16 protein-coding genes are annotated in these 17,894 nt (G+C 72.2%); 11 read left to right on the top strand and 5 right to left on the bottom strand.

The features are described 5' to 3' along the window. The 6 genes from N1028_RS14750 (at position 1) to N1028_RS14725 (ending at position 6,905) form a co-directional block, all read left to right on the top strand. Entirely contained in the window at positions 1-831 is an 831-nt protein-coding gene (locus N1028_RS14750; protein WP_259530128.1) for a hypothetical protein, read from the top strand. Between the two features lies 1 nt (position 832). After that, positions 833-2,026, top strand: coding sequence for an HpcH/HpaI aldolase/citrate lyase family protein (locus tag N1028_RS14745; RefSeq protein WP_259530127.1), 1,194 nt, complete (start codon positions 833-835; stop codon positions 2,024-2,026). Continuing rightward, positions 2,023-3,633 carry a phosphoribosyltransferase domain-containing protein gene (locus tag N1028_RS14740; protein WP_259530126.1) on the top strand — a complete coding sequence of 537 codons (1,611 nt, stop codon included), beginning with the start codon at positions 2,023-2,025 and terminating at the stop codon, positions 3,631-3,633. Before N1028_RS14745 ends, N1028_RS14740 begins: the two co-directional genes overlap by 4 nt. Next, positions 3,630-4,787, top strand: coding sequence for a cysteine protease StiP family protein (locus N1028_RS14735; RefSeq protein WP_259530125.1), 1,158 nt, complete (start codon positions 3,630-3,632; stop codon positions 4,785-4,787). The genes N1028_RS14740 and N1028_RS14735 overlap by 4 nt, the downstream gene beginning before the upstream one ends. Continuing rightward, complete coding sequence (locus N1028_RS14730) at positions 4,784-5,587, top strand: HAD family hydrolase (protein ID WP_259530124.1); 804 nt, start codon at positions 4,784-4,786, stop codon at positions 5,585-5,587. Before N1028_RS14735 ends, N1028_RS14730 begins: the two co-directional genes overlap by 4 nt. A gap of 115 nt (positions 5,588-5,702) precedes the next feature. After that, positions 5,703-6,905, top strand: a complete 1,203-nt coding sequence (locus N1028_RS14725; protein WP_259530123.1) for a VIT1/CCC1 transporter family protein — start codon at positions 5,703-5,705, stop codon at positions 6,903-6,905. 81 nt (positions 6,906-6,986) lie between these two features. On the opposite strand, the gene N1028_RS14720 is transcribed toward N1028_RS14725, so the two are convergent. After that, positions 6,987-7,562 (bottom strand): 1,2-dihydroxy-3-keto-5-methylthiopentene dioxygenase, encoded by a 576-nt coding sequence (locus tag N1028_RS14720; RefSeq protein WP_259530122.1) that lies wholly within the window; start codon positions 7,560-7,562, stop codon positions 6,987-6,989. Positions 7,563-7,740: 178 nt separating this feature from the next. Here N1028_RS14720 and N1028_RS14715 point away from each other — a divergent pair, with 178 nt between their 5' ends. The 5 genes from N1028_RS14715 to N1028_RS14695 all read left to right on the top strand — a co-directional run bounded on the left by N1028_RS14715 (position 7,741) and on the right by N1028_RS14695 (position 13,782). Further along, on the top strand, positions 7,741-8,838 hold the full coding sequence (locus tag N1028_RS14715; RefSeq protein WP_259530121.1) for a substrate-binding domain-containing protein: 1,098 nt from the start codon (positions 7,741-7,743) through the stop codon (positions 8,836-8,838). Continuing rightward, positions 8,835-10,406 carry a sugar ABC transporter ATP-binding protein gene (locus N1028_RS14710; protein ID WP_259530120.1) on the top strand — a complete coding sequence of 524 codons (1,572 nt, stop codon included), beginning with the start codon at positions 8,835-8,837 and terminating at the stop codon, positions 10,404-10,406. The genes N1028_RS14715 and N1028_RS14710 overlap by 4 nt, the downstream gene beginning before the upstream one ends. After that, positions 10,403-11,452, top strand: a complete 1,050-nt coding sequence (locus N1028_RS14705; RefSeq protein WP_259530119.1) for an ABC transporter permease — start codon at positions 10,403-10,405, stop codon at positions 11,450-11,452. The genes N1028_RS14710 and N1028_RS14705 overlap by 4 nt, the downstream gene beginning before the upstream one ends. Before the next feature lie 13 nt (positions 11,453-11,465). Continuing rightward, positions 11,466-12,734, top strand: a complete 1,269-nt coding sequence (locus N1028_RS14700; RefSeq protein WP_259530118.1) for an S-methyl-5-thioribose kinase — start codon at positions 11,466-11,468, stop codon at positions 12,732-12,734. A gap of 169 nt (positions 12,735-12,903) precedes the next feature. Further along, positions 12,904-13,782, top strand: coding sequence for an aminodeoxychorismate lyase (locus N1028_RS14695; RefSeq protein ID WP_259530117.1), 879 nt, complete (start codon positions 12,904-12,906; stop codon positions 13,780-13,782). A gap of 96 nt (positions 13,783-13,878) precedes the next feature. Here the strand turns inward: N1028_RS14695 and mtnB are convergent, their stop codons facing one another. From mtnB to N1028_RS14675, 4 genes are all read right to left on the bottom strand, one after another. After that, positions 13,879-14,631 carry a methylthioribulose 1-phosphate dehydratase gene (mtnB, locus tag N1028_RS14690; RefSeq protein ID WP_259530116.1) on the bottom strand — a complete coding sequence of 251 codons (753 nt, stop codon included), beginning with the start codon at positions 14,629-14,631 and terminating at the stop codon, positions 13,879-13,881. Then, positions 14,628-15,377, bottom strand: a complete 750-nt coding sequence (gene mtnC, locus N1028_RS14685) for an acireductone synthase (RefSeq protein ID WP_259530115.1) — start codon at positions 15,375-15,377, stop codon at positions 14,628-14,630. The genes mtnB and mtnC overlap by 4 nt, the downstream gene beginning before the upstream one ends. 61 nt (positions 15,378-15,438) lie before the next feature. After that, entirely contained in the window at positions 15,439-16,707 is a 1,269-nt protein-coding gene (locus tag N1028_RS14680) for a phosphotransferase (RefSeq protein WP_259530114.1), read from the bottom strand. Further along, positions 16,704-17,885, bottom strand: coding sequence for a translation initiation factor eIF-2B alpha/beta/delta subunit family protein (locus tag N1028_RS14675; RefSeq protein ID WP_259530113.1), 1,182 nt, complete (start codon positions 17,883-17,885; stop codon positions 16,704-16,706). The genes N1028_RS14680 and N1028_RS14675 overlap by 4 nt, the downstream gene beginning before the upstream one ends. Positions 17,886-17,894 lie beyond the last annotated feature (9 nt).

Genomic DNA, 17,894 nt, shown 5'->3' with positions numbered 1-17,894 from the left:
GTGCCGCGCAACACCTCGCCGGAGCGGGCGGATCTCGTCTTCCTGCGCCGGCGCGTCAAGCCGCGTGCCGTCGTGGCCGAGCCGGTTGCGGCGAGCGCCGTGCCGCCCGCGCCCGCGGCGGCGCCTGCGCCCTCCGTTCCGGCCTCCACGGGACTCGACCTGGGTGGGAGCCGGTCCGCTGCGGCTGCTCCTGCTCCCGCGAGCCGCCCGGCGCCGTCGGTCGGGCTCGATCTGGGCGGCGGCTCCGGCGCGGCCGCACCGACCGCCTCTTCCGCCTCCTCATCCGCCGCCTCCGTCCCCACCCGCCCCCGCGGCCCGCAGCCGTTCCCCGCGCCCACGGCGCACGACGTGCGCGAACTGGGCCCCGACGACCCCGTGCTGCGGCTCGACACCCGGCAGTCGGCCATCGGCAGCCTCATCGTCTCGGGAGCCACCGCCGCGGCCTGGGAGTCGACGGATCTCGTGACCGGATCGCTCACGCTCGACGGGGCCGCCCAGGGCACCCCGGTCGTCACCCCCGGCAACCGACCGCTCGTGGGCTTCGACGAGGGCGATGCGATCGTCGCCCTCCGGCACGTGCGCTCGCTCCGGCGCGCGCTCTTCGTGGGCAGCGGAGCACCTCTCGGCGTGCAGCTGTTCGACGACGAGAGCTTCACGGTGCACCCGGGCGACCCCGCGCATCCGGTGGTGCTCTCGCTGCTGCGCATCGACGGCGTGCTCGAGCTGCGCGCCGAGCCTCTCGAGGAGCCGCTGCCGCTCGAGGCCGTGCTGCGCCAGTTCGGCTTCGTTCCCACCACCTCGGTGGCACCTCGTCGGTCGCGGACGATCTGACGTGCGCCACTTCAGCTTCGTCGACCCGGACGAGACAGCCCGCCTCTTCCACCGCCAGCCCGCCGACCTCCAGGTCGACTCGCCTCCCGCACTGCTCGCCTCCGCCCTCGGCGGCACGCTCTACAGCCCGGGCACCCGGCCCACCCTCGTCGCCGATGTCGTCAAGCAGGGCGCCTACGGCTGCTTCAGCATGGTGCTCTGCCTCGAGGACTCGATCGCCGACGACGTGGTGGAGTTCGCCGAGGCCAACGTGGCCGCGGCCCTCTCCGTGCTCGCCAGGCTCGCGGCGAGCGACGAGCCGCCCGCGCTGCCGCTGCTGTTCATCCGGGTGCGATCGGCCGACCAGATGCGGCGGATGGCGGACCTCTGCGGTGCAGGTCTCGACCTGCTGAGCGGCTTCGTCATCCCGAAGTACCAGAACGAGGACGGCTACGCGCAGGAGTTCTTCGACGCGCTGCACGACATCCACGCCGAGTTCGGCCAGTCGGGTGGGAGCGGCGGGCGGAGGTTGAGGGTCATGCCGATCCTCGAATCGCCCGCCATGATCCACGCCGAGACCCGCGACCGCGCCCTGCAGAGCATCGTCGACGTCACGAAGGCGCACCGCGACGACGTTCTCGCGGTGCGGATCGGCGCCACCGACCTCTCGAGCGCGTTCGGGCTCCGGCGCTCCCGCGACCTCACGGTCTACGACGTCACGCTCGTGTCGTTCGTGATCGCCGAGATCGTGAACGTGTTCGGCCGGCCCGCCGACGACTTCGTGATCACGGGGCCGGTGTGGGAGCACTTCCAGACCGCCGAGCGACTGCTCCGGCCGCAGCTGCGCATGACCCCGTTCGCCGAGGCCAACGAGAAGAAGCTGCGGCAGCGGCTCGTGCTCGCCGGCCTCGACGGGCTCATCCGCGAGATCTCTCTCGACCAGGCCAACGGCCTGCTCGGCAAGACGGTCATCCACCCCACCCACGTGCCGGTCGTGCACGCTCTCTCGGTGGTCAGTCACGAGGAGTACCTCGACGCGCTGGCCATCGCCGACGGCCCGGGAGGCGGGGCCGCCGCGTCGCCGTACCGCAACAAGATGAACGAGATGAAGCCGCACCAGGCGTGGGCCCGTAAGACTCTGCTCCGGGCCGAGGCGTTCGGTGTCGCCGCCGAGGAGACCACCTTCGTCGACCTCCTCGAGACGAGCATGCGGTGAGCCCTCTGCCCGGCCCGCCGGCTCCGGATGCGCGTGGCCGCGTCTGGACCGGCGGTTTCGTGCAGGAGGCCGTGGGCATCTCGGTGCAGACGGATGCCTCGCGGAGCCTCGTTCCGCTCGAGGAGCTCGTGGGGCTCGCGCTCCGCGACAACCCCAAGCGGGCTCAGCTGCTCGTGTCGACGGTGCTGGCGAAGCACGTGCCGACCGTCCCGGGGCTCGCGGTGGCGGCGGGCGGCCTCCTCGGGCTGCTCGCGCGGGCGCAGGTCGAGGGAGCCGGGGTGTCGCCCGACCCCGCGCCCTTCGAGACGTTCGGCCGTCTGCTCGCCTCCACCGAGCCCCTGAGCGCCGGCGAGCGTGCCGAGCTCGACGACCTCGTCGAGCTGCTGCGTCGTGCGGGAGCCGACGCGGCGCATCCGGAGGTCGTGACGATCGGCTACGCCGAGACCGCTACCGGGCTCGGGCACCTCGTGGCCGATGCCCTCGGCTCGCCCTACCTGCACTCCACCCGGCACGACGTGCCCGGCGCGCACTTCACCGCCTTCGAGGAGGAGCACTCGCACGCGAGCGACCACCGGCTCTACCCCGACCCCGCGCTCTTCGGCACGAGTGCGTCGTGGCTGCCGGCCGGCGGCACCACCGTGCTCGTCGACGACGAGCTGAGCACGGGCCGCACCGTGCGCAACACGATCACGGCGCTGCACCGCGACTCCCCGCAGGAGCACTGGGTCGTCGCCTCCCTCATCGACCTGCGCTCGGCGGCCGATCGCGCCGCCCTGGACGGGCTCGCCGCTGAGCTCGGCACCCGCATCACCGTCATCGCCCTCGGGGTCGGCGCGATCACACTGCCGACCGATGTGCTGCAGCGCGCCCGTGCGGTGATCGACGGCCTGCCGGCCCCGTCGCCCGTCGCGGATGCCCCGGCACTCGGTGAGGTCGTGACCCTGGAGCTCGACGTCGCTCCGGTGCGGAGCGCGCGCTTCGGAGTCGAAGGCCGCCTCGACCCCGCCTTCGCTGCAGAGGTCGCGCGGCGCATCCGCTCGGCCCTGCCGGGTGCAGATGCCGACGCCGGTGCGGATGCCGGTTCCGGTACCGTGCTCGTGGTCGGCTCGGAGGAGTTCATCGCGGTTCCGCTCACCGTGGCCGCCGAACTCGACCGGCACATCGACGGTGTGCGCTTCTCCACCACCACCCGCTCCCCCATCGCCGTGACCGACCGGCCCGACTACGCCATCGCCTCGGCCATCGTCTTCACGAGCCACGACGCGACGCTCGACGGACCCGGCCCCCGCTTCGCCTACAACCTCACCCGTGGCGGCTCGCGCTTCGGTGCCATCGTGCTCTTCCCGGAGCCCGGCGTCGACCGCGAGCGGCTTCTGGCCGCGGGTGGCGCCGTGGAGGCCCTCCGCCTGGTCACGGACCGCGTGGTGGTGGCACTCCTCCCCGAGAGCCGGCCCGCCGGGTCCTCAACCGCATCATCATCCGCATCCGCATCCGCATCCGCATCCGCATCCGCATCCGCATCCGCATCCGCATCCGCATCCGCCGTGCAGCATCGCACCCTTCCCCACGCCCTCGACCTCCCCGACGAACGGACCACCTCCGCATGACCGATGCCCCCGCACCGGCCCTCCCCCAGCCGCTCACCGGCCCGGCCTTCGGCTCCTACTCGGCCGACGACGTCGAGTGGCTGCTCACCGATCTCGGCGACACCGTGCTCGAGGCGCCCGCCGCCGAACGCGAGCAGGCCATCCAGAGCGGTCAGGCGCACTACGCCGAGTCGCTGCCGATCGAGTACCTCCCCTCGCCCGAGTACGAGGAGCTCTACCGCGACGCCCTCGCCCGCTCGAGCCGGCGGCTCGCGGTGGCGGTGGGCGTGGTCACCGACCTCGTGCTCGCCGAACGCGGGAACGTCCCCGTGCTCGTCTCGCTCGCCCGCGCCGGCACCCCCATCGGCATCCTGATGCGCCGCTGGGCGAAGCGGATGCGCGGGGTCGACGCCCCGCACTACACGATGAGCATCGTGCGCGGTGTAGGGGTGGACCGCACGGCGCTCCGCTACCTCGCCGCCCACCACGACCCGGCCCGGGTGGCCTTCGTCGACGGCTGGACGGGCAAGGGCGCGATCGCGCGCGAGCTCACCGCCGCGCTCGAGCTGCACGCGCAGACCGAGGGCGTGCGCTTTCCCGACGACCTCGCGGTGCTCGCCGATCCCGGACACTGCGTGCGCATCTTCGGCACCCGCGACGACTACCTCATCCCCTCCGCGTGCCTCAACTCGACGGTCTCGGGGCTCGTCTCCCGCACCGTCTACAACCGCGACCTGATCGCCGACGACCAGTTCCACGGCGCCAAGTTCTACCAGGAGCTCGCCGGCCACGACGTCTCGGAGCAGCTGCTCGACACCGTCTGCGCCGAGTTCGACGACGTCGAGGATGAGGTCGCCCGCGAGGTCGAGGCCGCCCTCGCCGAGGATCGCACACCCACCTGGGCCGGCTGGGAGGCCGTCGAGCGCATCCGGCAGGCCTACGGGATCGAGAGCATCAACCTCGTCAAGCCCGGCGTCGGCGAGACCACCCGAGTGCTCCTCCGGCGCGTGCCGTGGAAGGTGCTCGTGCGGCCCGACGCCCTCGACGACGTCGCCCACGTGCTGCTGCTCGCCGAGCAGCGCGGTGTGCCCGTGGAGTACGTGCCCGGGCTGCCCTACAGCTGCGTGGGCCTCATCCACCCGGTCACCGGCGCGCCCGCGGGGAGCGAGCAGTGAGGCCGCTGGTCGCCTGCGACCTCGACCGCACGCTCATCTACTCGCCCAAGGCCTTCTGGCTCGAGACGCCGGACGACCTCGCGCCGCCGATCGTGGTCACCGAGCTCTGGAACGGGGTGCCGATCTCGTTCATGACGCGCGAGTCCGAGCGCCTCCTCGCCGCTCTCCGCCAGGAGGCCGAGTTCGTGCCCGTGACCACCCGCACGATCGCGCAGTACCGGCGCGTGCAGCTCGGCGCCGCGCCCCGGTTCGCGGTCACGAGCAACGGCGGCGAGATCCTCGTCGACGGCGAGCGCGACGCCGACTGGGGCGACGGCGTGCGGGCCCGGCTCGCGGCCGAGACCGCGCCGCTCGCCGAGGTGCACGCGCTCTTCGGCGACCTCGCGGCGGCCGCCTGGATCCTCAAGACCAACATCGCCGACGACCTCTTCGTCTACTCGATCGTCGACCGCGACCTCATGCCCGCCGAGTGGCTCGAGGAGCTGCGGCTCACCTGCGAGGCGTTCGGCTGGGCGGTCTCGGTGCAGGGCCGCAAGCTCTACTGCGTGCCGAAGGTGCTCACGAAGCGCGAGGCGGTCTCCGAGGTCGCGAGGCGGCTCGGTGGCCCGCGCGTGCTCGCGGCGGGCGATTCGCTGCTCGACCAGCCGATGCTCGAGGGGGCGGATGCCGCCTTCCGCCCCGCGCACGGCGAGCTCCACGACGCGGAGTACCGGGCGGGCAACCTCGAGGTGACGAGCCTGCGCGGGATCCTCGCGGGCGAGGAGCTCCTGCACCTGCTCCGGGCCGCCGCCACCACGTAGGGCCTGCAACCTGAGGCGGCCAGGGCGAGGCCGTTTCGGGAGCTCGAAATTCTGGGAGTCGCGGCATCCGGGGCCGTGGGCGTGGGCGGCGACTGCCAGGATGGAGGGGATCCCCATGACGTCGCCCTCTTTCTCTGCGCCCGCTTCCGGGCCCTCTCCCTCCTCCGGACCCTCGGCTGCCGACCTCCGCCGGTGGCGGCAGTACCTCGCCGACGAGCGCGCCGAGGCGCAGGTGTACCGCGAGCTGGCGCAGCGGCGGACGGGCTCCGAGCGCGCCATCCTCGAAGCGCTCGCCGACGCGGAGGGGCGGCACGAGTCTCACTGGCTGGAGCTGCTCGGGGACGACGTGGGCAAGCCCCGGCGCGCCGACGTCCGCACGCGCCTGCTCGGTGTCTTCGCCCGGCGCTTCGGCTCGGTGTTCGTGCTCGCCCTCATGCAGCGCGCCGAGGCGCGCTCGCCCTACGACACCGACGACGACGCGACCGCCGCCATGGCGGCCGACGAGCGCATCCACGGCGAGGTGGTGCGCGGGCTCGCCGCGAAGGGCCGCAGCCGCCTCTCGGGGACGTTCCGGGCCGCGGTCTTCGGTGCCAACGACGGACTCGTCTCGAACCTCGCGCTCGTGCTCGGCATCGGCGCCACGGGGGTGCCCGCCGGCGTCGTGCTCGCCACGGGGGTGGCGGGCCTGCTCGCGGGCGCGCTCTCGATGGGGGCGGGCGAGTTCGTGTCGGTGCGCTCGCAGCGGGAACTGCTGGCCGCGTCGACGCCCGACCCCTCGGCGAGCACGGCGGTGCCATTGCTCGACGTCGACGCCAACGAGCTGGCTCTCGTCTACCGGGCGCGCGGCATGAGCCAGGAGGCGGCCGAGGCACGGGCGCTCGACGTCTTCGGTGGCCTGACGACCGCGACGTCGGCCATCCGGCTGCCCCGCGCGGGCGACGCCGGCATCACGGCACCGGGCAGTGAGGGGCCGGCCGGAGGCGGCGCGCTCGGCACGGGCACGGGGTCGCTCTCCCTCGCCTCCGACGAGCACGAGGAGATCGGCACCGCCTGGCAGGCCGCGTTCTCGTCGTTCTGCTTCTTCGCGTCGGGGGCGATCATCCCGGTGCTGCCCTACCTGTTCGGGCTGACGGGCCTGCCCGCGGTGCTCGTGGCATCCGCTCTCGTGGGCCTCGCCCTGCTCGGCACGGGAGCCGTGGTGGGACTGCTCTCGGGCGGACCGCCCCTTCGCCGAGCCCTCCGCCAGCTCGCGATCGGTTACGGCGCGGCAGCGGTCACCTACCTCCTGGGCCTGCTCTTCGGCGCATCGCTCGGCTGACCCCTCGGGCCCCTACCGCCGAGACGTCACTTTTCACGCCTCCCGGGCTCGGGATGTGTGGAAAGTGACGTCTCGATAGAGTCAGGCCGAGACGGAGGCGAGCTCGTCGTAGGTGGCGAAGCGGCTCGAGACGTCGCTGCCGGTGAAGTTGCCCACCCAGCCGTCGTCGTCGTGGAAGAAGCGCACCGAGACGTACTCGGGGTTCGTGCCCATGTCGAACCAGTGCGTCGTGTCCTTCGGCACCGAGAGCAGGTCTCCGGCCTCGCAGAACACCGCGTGCACCTTGCCGCCGACGTGCAGGTAGAAGACACCCGATCCGCTCGCGAAGAAGCGGTCCTCGTCGTCGTCGTGCTGGTGCTCGTTGAGGAACTTCTGGCGCGCGGCATCGGCCTGCGCACGGTACTCCTCGGTGTCCTCCCGCTCGATCGTGACCACGTCGACGAGGGTGTAGCCGTGCTCGGCGTTGACGGCATCGATCTCGGCACGGTAGAGCTCGAGCACCTGCTCCTGGGTGGCGTTCTCGGGCAGCTCCTTGAGCTCCCAGCGGCTGAAGCGGGCGCCGAGGCCGGCCAGCACGTCATGGATGGTGTCGAAGTCGCGAGTCTGCAGCTCAGGCGTCGAGGGGTCGTTGTCGTTCCACACGGTCAGGAGGGTCATGCCTCCATGGTATTCCTCCTCTCCTGCACAGTCCCCTCTCGTGCGCGCACGAGTAACAGAGCGCAACACGATTCGTGCGGCGGCTCGCCCGCGCGGTTGAATCGAGTCGCAGTCACAGCACCTGCCGACCCCCGGCGCAACCCATCCCGAGCACCCCGTCCTCCTGAAGGAGACTCCCATGGCCATCCTCCGCAGAGCAGCGGTCGTCACCGCCCTCGTCGCCGCCGGCGCCCTCGCCGTCACCGGCTGCGCGCAGTCCAGCGGCACCCCCGCCGCCACCAGCGGCGCGAGCACGGCGCCCACCGCGTCGGCCGAGCTCCCGGCACCGTTCGACGGCGACCCCGTCACCGTGGCCCTCGTGCGCCAGAGCGGTGCGGGCGACTACTTCGAGGCCTGGGGCGCCGGAGCCGAGGCGCAGGCCTCCTTCGCGAACATCGACCTGCAGGTGACGGATGCGCGGAACGACAACGCCAAGCACGCGAGCGACCTCGAGCAGGCCATCGCCGCGAAGCCCGACGCCATCATCGTCGACCACGGGCAGACCGACACCATCCAGCCCCTCGTCACGAAGGCCGTCGAGGCCGGCATCCCCGTCGTCATCTACGACCTCGCGCTCACCGACAGCGAGGGCGTCATCGTCACCGCGCAGTCCGACAAGTCGATGGCCGAGGGCGTGCTCGAGCAGCTCATTGCCGACGTGGGCGAGGGCGCGAAGGTCGGCTACGTCTCGGCCACCGGCTTCGCCCCGCTCGACCGCCGCGCCGAGGTCTGGGATCAGGTCGTGGCCGACAACGGCCTCGACGTCGTGTTCTCCACCGGCGAGGTCTCCGACTCCACCGCGAGCGACAACGTGCCGCTGGTCGACGCGGCGCTCAAGCAGAACCCGGATGTGGAGGCGATCTTCGCCCCCTACGACGAGATCACGAAGGGTACTGTTCTGGCTGTGCAGCAGAACAACCTCCAGGACAAGGTGAAGGTGTACGGGATCGACATCTCCAACGCCGACCTCGAGGTCATGAACGCGGAGGGCAGCCCCTGGGTCGCCACCTCGGCCACCGACCCCGCCGCCGTGGGCGCCGCGGTCGTGCGCACGCTCGCCCTCAGCCTCGCGGGTGAGCTCGACGAGACCGAGGTGCTCTTCCCGGCGATCACGATCACACAGGAGTTCCTCGCCGAGAACGAGGTCACCAACGTCACCGAGCTGCGTGCCGCCGAGCCGAGCCTCGAGCTCTCCGACGTGGTCGTGGCGGATTGGCTCCCCGCGGTCTCCGGATGACCTCTCCCTCTCTGAACGCCCTCGAGGGGCACGGCGCCGGCGTCGTGTCCCTCGCGGGCGTTTCGGTGGCCTACGGATCGAACGTGGTGCTGACAGACGTCTCGCTCGAGTTCCGCCCGGGCGAGATCGTGGCCCTGCTCGGCGCGAACGGTGCCGGCAAGTCCACGCTCATCAAGGCGCTCTCGGGTGCCAATCCCCGCTACAGCGGCGAGATCCGGATCGGCGGAGACGCCGTGCAGCTCACCTCGCCCGTGCAGGCGCGACGGCTCGGCGTCTCGGCCGTGCACCAGAAGGTGGCCGACGGCATCGTGCCCGGCCTCTCGGTGGCCGAGAACCTCACCCTCGACGACCTCGCTCAGGCCTCCCGCCGGCCGCTGCGCTCCCGCGGCTCCGCCTTCACCGATGCCCGCGCCGCTCTCGAGACGCTCGGCCTGTCGTGGTCGGACCTCGTGCTCGGCAGCGACGCCGCGGGTCTCGCCATCTCGGATGCCCAGCTCGTGGTGCTCGCACGAGCCCTCCGCGGCACCCCGCAGCTGCTCATCCTCGACGAGCCCACGTCGGCCCTCACCGCGGCCGAGGCGGAACGCCTGTTCGAGGTGCTGCGCGCCCTCCGCGCGAAGGGCCTCTCGATCATCTACGTCTCCCACCGCTTCGGCGAGATCGAAGCCCTCGCCGACCGCGTCGTCGTGCTCCGCGACGGCCGGGTGCAGAGCGACTCCGCCCGCCCGTTCGAGTGGCACGGCATCCTGCACGACATGCTCGGCCGCGCCGCCGAGCTCTCGCACGACCGCGGGGCCGCCCAGCGCGGGCACGAGGTCGTGGCCACGCTCGACGGCGTCACGCTGCTGCCCGAGTCGGAGCCCGTCTCGCTCGAGATCCGCGCGGGCGAGGTGCTCGGCGTGCTCGGGCTGATCGGAGCGGGCAAGACCGAGATCGCGGAGGCGCTCGCGGGCCTCGCCACTCCTCTCGGCGGGTCGCTCACTCTGGCGGGCGCGCCCTACTTCCCCAAGCGGCCCGGTCACGCGATCGACGCCGGGGTCGTCCTGGTTCCGGAAGACCGTCAGCGGCAGGGCATCCTGCCCGGCTGGTCGGTGCAGCAGAACGTGACCGTGCCGTTCCTCCGCTCCTCGAGCGTCGGTGGCCTCCTCACCAAGCGCCTCGAGCGCTCACGTGCGGAGGACGTCATCGACACCCTCTCGGTCGTCACCACGGGGCCCGACGAGTCGATCGACGACCTCTCCGGCGGCAATCAGCAGAAGGTCGTCGTGGGTCGCTGGCTCTCGGCGGGCCCGCGGCTGGCGCTGCTCGACGAGCCGTTCCGCGGGGTCGACATCGCCGCCCGGCGGGAGATCGGCACACGCCTCGCCGAGATCGCCGCCGGGGGCGCCGCCGCCGTGGTGCTCTCGAGCGACGTCGACGAGATCTTCGAGGTGGCCGACCGCATCGTCGTGCTCGTCGCCGGCCGCATCGAGCTCGACCGCTACGCCGACGAGACCGACCGCGCGAGCGTCATCGGCGCCTTCCTCGGCGCCGCGCACCCGTCCTCCCCCGAAGGAGCCCCCGCATGAGTGCCCGCAATCGCATCTCGGCCTCGAAGACCTCCGAGAGGGTCGCCGCCGTCGTCGTGAAGTGGGGGTTCGTGGCGGTCACGGTCGCCCTCATCCTCTTCTTCGTCATCACGGAGCCCAGCTTCCGCACGCCCGAGAACTTCTTCGGCATGCTCAAGTTCATCGCCCCGACGGCCATCGCGGGCCTCGGCGTGATGCTCGCCATGACCGTCGGCGGCATCGACCTCTCGGTGGGCGCCTCCGCGGGCTTCGCGGTGTCGATCGCGGCGTGGACGATGGTGATCGGCAACCAGGTCGGTGGTGTCGCCGTCTCGGTCGTGCTCGTCTGCGGGCTGCTCATCGGCGCACTCAACGCGTTCCTCATCGTGGTGGCACGCATCCCGGACCTGCTGGCCACCCTGACCACGATGTTCGTGATCGTGGGGCTCAAGCTCATCATCGTCGACGGCAAGTCGATCTCGTCGCAGATGACGCTCTCGAACGGCACCACGGCCCCCGGGCGCTTCACCGCCGACTTCCTCTGGCTCGACCGGGGGTCGATCGGGCCCGTGCCGGTTCCCGTGATCATCCTCGTCGTCATCACCGTGCTGCTGTGGTTCCTGCTCGAGCGCACCCGGTGGGGGCGTGCGCTGTTCGCGGTGGGGGCCAACCCCGAGGCGGCGCGGCTCGCCGGCATCCGGGTGCAGTGGTACCGCACGATCGCCTACATGGGCTGCGGCCTGCTGGCCTCGGTGGCGGGGCTCCTGCTCGCCGCGCGCATCGGTCAGGGCGACGTGAGCGCGGGCAACTCGCTCCTGCTCGACGCGGTGGCGGTGGCCCTCGTGGGCGTCTCGGTGCTCGGCATCGGGCGGCCGAACGCGTGGGGCACCGCGCTCGGCGCCGTGCTGATCGCCGTGATGGTGACCGGGTTCACGATGCTGGGCCTGCCGTACTACGCGCAGGACTTCGGCAAGGGCATCGTGCTGCTCATCGCCCTCCTGTTCAGCTTCACCTTCTCGCGCCGGCGCACCGTGGTGACCGCCGGGTCGACCACGTCCGCCTCGTAGTCCAGGGATCCCGATGAACGACTCCGACTTCACCCAGCTCACCTCCCTGACGGTCGGCGCCTATCTCGCGAGCCGTCCCGCGCTCGCGACGCGCATCGACGCGACCCGCATAGCCTCCGTGCGTGAGGTCGGCGACGGCAATCTCAACCTGGTGTTCATCATCCACGACGAGTTCGGGGCCTCCGTGGTGCTCAAGCAGTCGCTGCCGCACGTGCGCACCGATCCGTCGTGGCCGATGACCAGGGAGCGGTCGGCGCGCGAGGCGACGGTGCTGGGGGCGCACGCCGCCGCCGATCCCTCCCACGTGCCCGGCTTCTACGACTTCGACTCAGCGCATTACGTGCTGGCCATCGAAGACCTCAGCGACCACCGGGTGTGGCGCAACGAGCTCAACGAGGGCCGGGTGCACGGCTATGCGGCGGCGGAGATCGGCCGGTACGTGGCGCGCACGGCGTTCGCGACGTCGCCGCTCGGCATGGATCCGCTCGAGCACAAGGCGCTCGTGGCGCGGGCCGTCAATCCGGAGCTCGCCCAGATCACGGAGGACCTCGTCTTCACCGAGCCGTACATCTCGCATCCGCACAACGTGGTGCTGCCCGGCAACGTCGCCGACGTCGAGGCACTCCAGGGCGATGCGGCGCTCGTGCGCGAGATGGGGCTCGCGAAGTGGCGGTTCATGACCACGGCGCAGTCCCTCATCCACGGCGACCTGCACACCGGCTCGGTCTTCGTGCGCCCGGCGGCGGGCGGGGTTCCGGCTTCCGCTTCGGCTTCGGCTTCGGCTTCGGCTTCAGCTTCGGCTTCAGTGCGGGCGTTCGACAGCGAGTTCGGGTTCGTCGGGCCCACCGGTTTCGACCTGGGTGCGCTCTGGGCCAATCTCGTGCTCGCGGCGGCTCGGGCCGAGGCGATCGGGGGGGGTGAGCGGGCCGAGCAGATCCTCGAGCTGCCCGGCCGGCTCTGGGGCGCCTTCGAGGCGGAGTACCGTGCGCTGTGGCCCTCGCGCGTCGATCCGCGGGTGTGGGGCGACGACGTGCTCGAGAGCCTGCTCGAGGGCGTCCGCGATGACGCCGCGATCTTCGCCGCGGCGAAGACGATCCGGCGCATCGTGGGCTTCGCGAAGGCGAGCGACATCGAGACCCTGCCGCCGGAGCTCCGTGAGCGGGCGGCGCGCGGTGCGCTCCACGCCGGTCGTGCGCTCGCGCTCACCCGCCACGGCATCCGTACCGTGGAGGCCCTCTCGGCCGAGACCCTCGCCACGCTGCGTGCCGCCATCCGCGCCTGAGGGCCTAGGCACCGCAGCGCGTCGCCGTCCGCTTTCGCGGGAGCTCACGGCATCCGATCCCCTCCACTTGACAGTAGATGCGCTCAGAACGCTCGACTTGGCACAAGTTGTGTCAAGTGGGTGAGGCGGGCGGGGCGCGGGGGACCGCCGGGTGGGGGAGACTTGGGGGATGAGCGGTGGCGTGTCGGGTGAGGATCTGGTCGTGTTCGTGGGGACCGGGACGGGGGCCGACGGCGTCGGGCCCGTGCTGCCCATGCGGGAGGCGGCCGTGAACGTGGCCGACCTCGCGGTGACGCGGGGCGACGGGGTGTTCGAGTCGATCGGGGTGATCGACGGACGGTTCATCGAGCTGCCCCGGCACCTGGCGCGCCTGAAGCACTCGGCGGCCATGCTCGACCTGCCCGAACCCGATGTCGACGCGTTCGCACGTGCCGCCCGGCTCGCGGTCGGTGCGCACGCCCCGCAGCGCGAGCTGCTCGTGAAGCTGCTGCACAGCCGCGGCATCGAGGGCTCGGATCGAGCGAGCGGGTGGGTGCAGGTGCTCTTCGGAACCGATCACAGCGAGGCGCGCAGCACGGGCATCCGCGTCGTGACACTCGATCGCGGCTACCGGCACGACATCGCGCAGACCTCGCCGTGGCTGCTGCAGGGAGCGAAGACGCTCTCCTACGCGCTCAACAAGGCCGCCCTCCGCGAGGCTGCTCGCCGCGACGCCGACGACGTGATCTTCGTGAGCACCGACGACGTCGTGCTCGAAGGTCCCACCTCGAACGTGCTCGTGCGCCATGGCGACCTGTTCCGCACCCCGCGTCCAGACCTCGGCATCCTGGCGGGCACCACGCAGGCCGCCGTGTTCGAGACGCTCGGCGCGCTCGGCTTCGAGACCTCCGAGGCCGTGATGGCCCCGGCCGAGCTCGCCACGGCCGATGGCGTCTGGCTGCTCTCGAGCGGGCGCCTGATCGCGCCCGTGCGCGAGCTCGACGGCCGCTCGCTGCCCGTCGACGCGGCCTTCACCCGCACCCTCCTCGAGCGCACGTTCGGCCTCTGACGGTTCAGAACCGCACCCCTCCCGACCTCCGCGCCGTGGAGCGCCCCGGCCCCCGCGAGCTTTGCGCTTTCGAACCGATCCGGCGCCGTGGGGCGCTCAGCGGGTGGCGAGGGCTATCTGGAGGAGGGCCTCGGTGAGTTCGAGGTGCCAGCGGGCCTGGCGGAGGTCGGCGCCCCAAGCGTAGATGCCGTGGCTCGCCACCAGCAGGGCCGGCACCTCGGCGACCGCGGCCGTGCCGGTCCCCGGGTCGGCGGCGGTGGGCCGGAGGTAGACGCGCTCGAAGTCGTCGCCGAGCACGCCCATGTCCTGGTGGTTCTGCACCACGGGGATGACGACGCGCTCGCCGTGCGCCGAGTGCCCGATTCCCTTCAGCATCTCGAGGTCGTGCAGCACCACGCCCTCGGGCCACTCGTGCGCCGCACGCACCGCCGCGAGCGCGTGCACGTGGATGACCGCACCCGCTCCCGTGACCGCTGCGATCCGCGCGTGCAGTCCCGCCTCGGCGGACGGCCTGCGGGCGAGCCCGAGCCGCTGGGTGAAGGTGACGGATGCCGGCCCGCCCGGCGCATCCGGGACCCATTCGCCGTCGCCGTCGATGAGCACGATGTCGCGCGCGGTGAGCTCGCCCTTGTCGAGGCCCGAGGCCGTGACCGCGAGCCGCAGCGGATCGCGCGCGAGGGTGACCGAGAGGTTGCCCGCCGTGCCGGGCATCCAGCCGAGGCCGGCGAAGCGCGCCGACTCGGCCGCGAGTGCGGCTCCCGCCTCCGTGAGCGACGCGTCGTCGACGACGCCCTCGCCGAACACGTGCCCGGATGAGCTCAGCCCGCCCGGCGCATCCGCTGCGGTCACGGGGCGACGACCTCGACCTCGGCGAACGACGACACCACGGCCGCCTCGCCGAAGTCGGCCTCGAAGAAGGGCTCGCCCGCGCGCGAGAAGGCCACGACCTGCCACCCCGCCTCGAGGGCTGCCGCCACCTCGCCGGGATTGTCGGTGAAGAACACGAGCTCGCCGGCAGGAACACCGAGCGACGACGCGATGGCGTCGTAGGAGGCGGGCTCCTTCTTGGGTCCGGCGCTCACGGTGTCGAAGAAGTCGGTGATGAGGCCCGTGAGATCGCCGTCGGGCGAGTGCCGGAACCACGGCACCTGCGAGGCGATCGATCCCGACGAGAACACCGCGAGGCCGACGCCGTGGGCGTGCCAGTCCCGCAGCTTCGGAATGACGTCGTCGAAGAAGTGCGACGAGATCTCGGACTTCGCGAAGCCCTCCGCCCAGATCTGCCCCTGGATGGTCTTGAGCGGGGTGGCTTTGACGTCGCGCTCCATCCACTCGTGCAGCACCGCCACGACCTCCTCGGTCGAGGCGTCGGTGGCGAGCGAGGCGTCGTGCACGACCTGCTGCCGCGCCTCGGCGATGGCGGGGTCGTCGGCGTGGTCGTCGATCCAGGAGGCCAGGCGCGGACGGGCGTAGTCGTAGAGGTCGCCGAGGATGAAGCCGGCGGCGCTCGTGGTGCCCTCGATGTCGACGACGACGGTGCGCGCCGAGACGGCGAGCGGATCGGGGGTGGGGGCGGGGGTGTGGTCTTCGGTCATGGTGCGCTCCTCGAGGGGATCGGGGTGGTGGGCGGGGTTCGGATGGAGTTCGGGACGCCCATCAGGCGTCCGCGGCGAACGGCTGCGAACGCACCGCCTCGCCGGTGAGCAGGTGGTGACGGGCGGCGTCGAAGAGCCGCACCGAGGCATCCGGCACGAGAGCCGAGGGCAGCGACTCGATGTCGGCGGCGTGCGAGTAGCCCACGGCCCGGCGGATGCCCTCGACGCCGGCGAAGCGCCAGGCGTCACGCTCGATCGCCTGGAGCGACGACAGCGGATGCCCCGCCGCGCTCCAGACTTCGGCGAAGGCGGCCCACGAAGCCGGCACCGCAGAATAGCGCTCTAGGGCCAGCTCCTCGTCGCCGACCGACGACGCCGCGATGGCCGCGAGCTCGAGGTTGGCCCAGAAGAGGCCGAGATCGAGGCCGATGGGGCCCACGAAGCTGAACTCCGGATCGAAGACGACGACGCGCTGCGGCCCGCCGACAGCACCGCCGTCCGCACCGCCGCCGGCCCCGCCGTCAACACCGCCGCGACCGATCATCACCGATCCGCTGTGCAGGTCGCCGTGCACAAGCGCCTCATGCCGTGTATCGAAGGCACCTCGCACCGCGGCGACGGCCTCGCGCACGTCGTCGTCGGCATACAGTTCGCGCACCCTCGACGACAGCGCCGGATGCCAGTGGTTGTGCTCGTGCTCCCGGTACGGCTCGTCGAGCACCACGTCGACCGTGAGCGCGCAGAGTTCGGGGTTGGCGGCGAGCTCCACGAGCCGCGCGTGCTCCTCGTCGCCGAGGGCCAGCCGCGAGGTGGCGGCCGCGAGCGAACCGACGAAACGGCCGACGACCGCACCGAGGGCCTCGAAGTCGATCTCGAGCGCGTCGTCCGGAGTCGCGATGCGGCGCACGAGGGCGTCGCGCAGCACCTCGAGGGCCGAGAGGTCCTCCATGACGAGCACGTACCGGCTCTCGTCGAAGTCGACGATCTGCGGGATCGACTCGGGCACGCGCTCGGCGAGCCGCTCGTAGGTGCGGGCCTCCGAGACGATGCGCGACGGGTCGATCGGCCACTCCGGGCCCGCCACCTGCACCCACGGCGGCGCTTGCTTCACGGCGAGCGAACCGGCAGGCCCGCGGGCGATGAAGACGCGGTTCATGTTGCCCGCGGTCACCTCGACGACCTCGATGGATGCGGCGGATTCAGCCCCACCGACCGCGCCTGCGCCATCCCCGCCCGCCACGAGGTGCAGCAGCCCCCGCTCGTGCAGGTGCGCGATGACGTTGTCCCGATCGGTCAGCAGCGCATACCCGGCCGACGCATCCGCGGTCACGCCCGCTCCCCCGCCGCTGCGTACAGCTCGCCGACCCGCGCGGGCTCGAACGCCCCCCGGTCGGTGACGATGCGCGACACGAACCGCGACGGGGTCACGTCGAACGCCGGATACCAGGCCTCGGTCACGAGCGACGACGCGGTGCGGCGGCCGAGCGTGTGCAGCACCTCGTCCGGATCGCGCGACTCCACGACGATGTCGGCGGCCGTGGGCGACTCGGCATCCGGGGCTTGCACGAGCGCGTAGAACGGCACTCCGAAGGTGTGCGCGGCCACCGCGAGACCGAGGGTTCCCACCTTGTTGACGACGCTGCCGTCGAGCGAGACCCGGTCGGCCGCGGTCACGAGCGCGTCGATCGGACCGATGCCCGCCGTGTGCCGTGCTCCCGGCTCGAGGCCCGAGTCGGCGTCGTGGCCGGCGGCGAGCGCGGCGGCGCCCATGCCGTCGGTGATGAGGGTCACGTGCTCCCCGAACTCGGCGAGCGTGTGGGCGGTCAGCCGAGCACCCTGCAGGTAGGGGCGGGTCTCCGTGGCCACCCACTCGAAGCGCTTGCCGGCCGCACGGGCGGCGCGCACGAACTCGATCAGGTAGGTGTCCATCCAGCAGTGGGTGAGGATGCGCGCGCCGTCCGGCAGCAGCTCGACCGTGGCCTCGCCGAGGCGGCGGCTGCGGTCGCGGTAGATCGCGGCACCTTCGCGGGCGGCTTCGACGGCGGCCTCGACGATCGAAGCGGTTCCGGCGTCGCTCGCGCCTCCTCCACCGGCCACGGCATCGACCGCGGCGAGCACGTGGGCCACGGCCTCGCGCGGGTGGTTGTTCGTGGGACGAGCGCTCTCGAGCACTCGACCGGCCTCGCGCATCCGCTCGCGTGCCGCATCGGGGGCGAGGCCCGCCACCTGCAGCGCCGTCATCTCGAGCCCGGCGTAGGCGGCGAACAGCGGCCCGGAGCTCTGCGTGATCATGCCCGCGATCGCGGCACCCACCTCCTCGGCGTCGGTGGCGGTGACCCAGCTCACGGTCTCGGGGAAGACCCGGCGGTCGAGGATGCGGACGACCCCGCCCTCGACCCGCACCGAGTCGTCGAGCGCGGGGGCGCTGCGAACGGCCACGCCGTGCACAGGGTCACCGAGGGCGGATCCGCCTGCTGCGGGTGTCGTGGCGTTGCCGGTGGTGGTCATGTGCATCCC

It is taken from the genome of Herbiconiux oxytropis (assembly GCF_024979315.1).
GTDB lineage: Bacteria > Actinomycetota > Actinomycetes > Actinomycetales > Microbacteriaceae > Herbiconiux > Herbiconiux oxytropis.
Note: the sequence above shows the minus strand (reverse complement) of the source record. Positions and strands in the feature narration are given on the sequence as shown.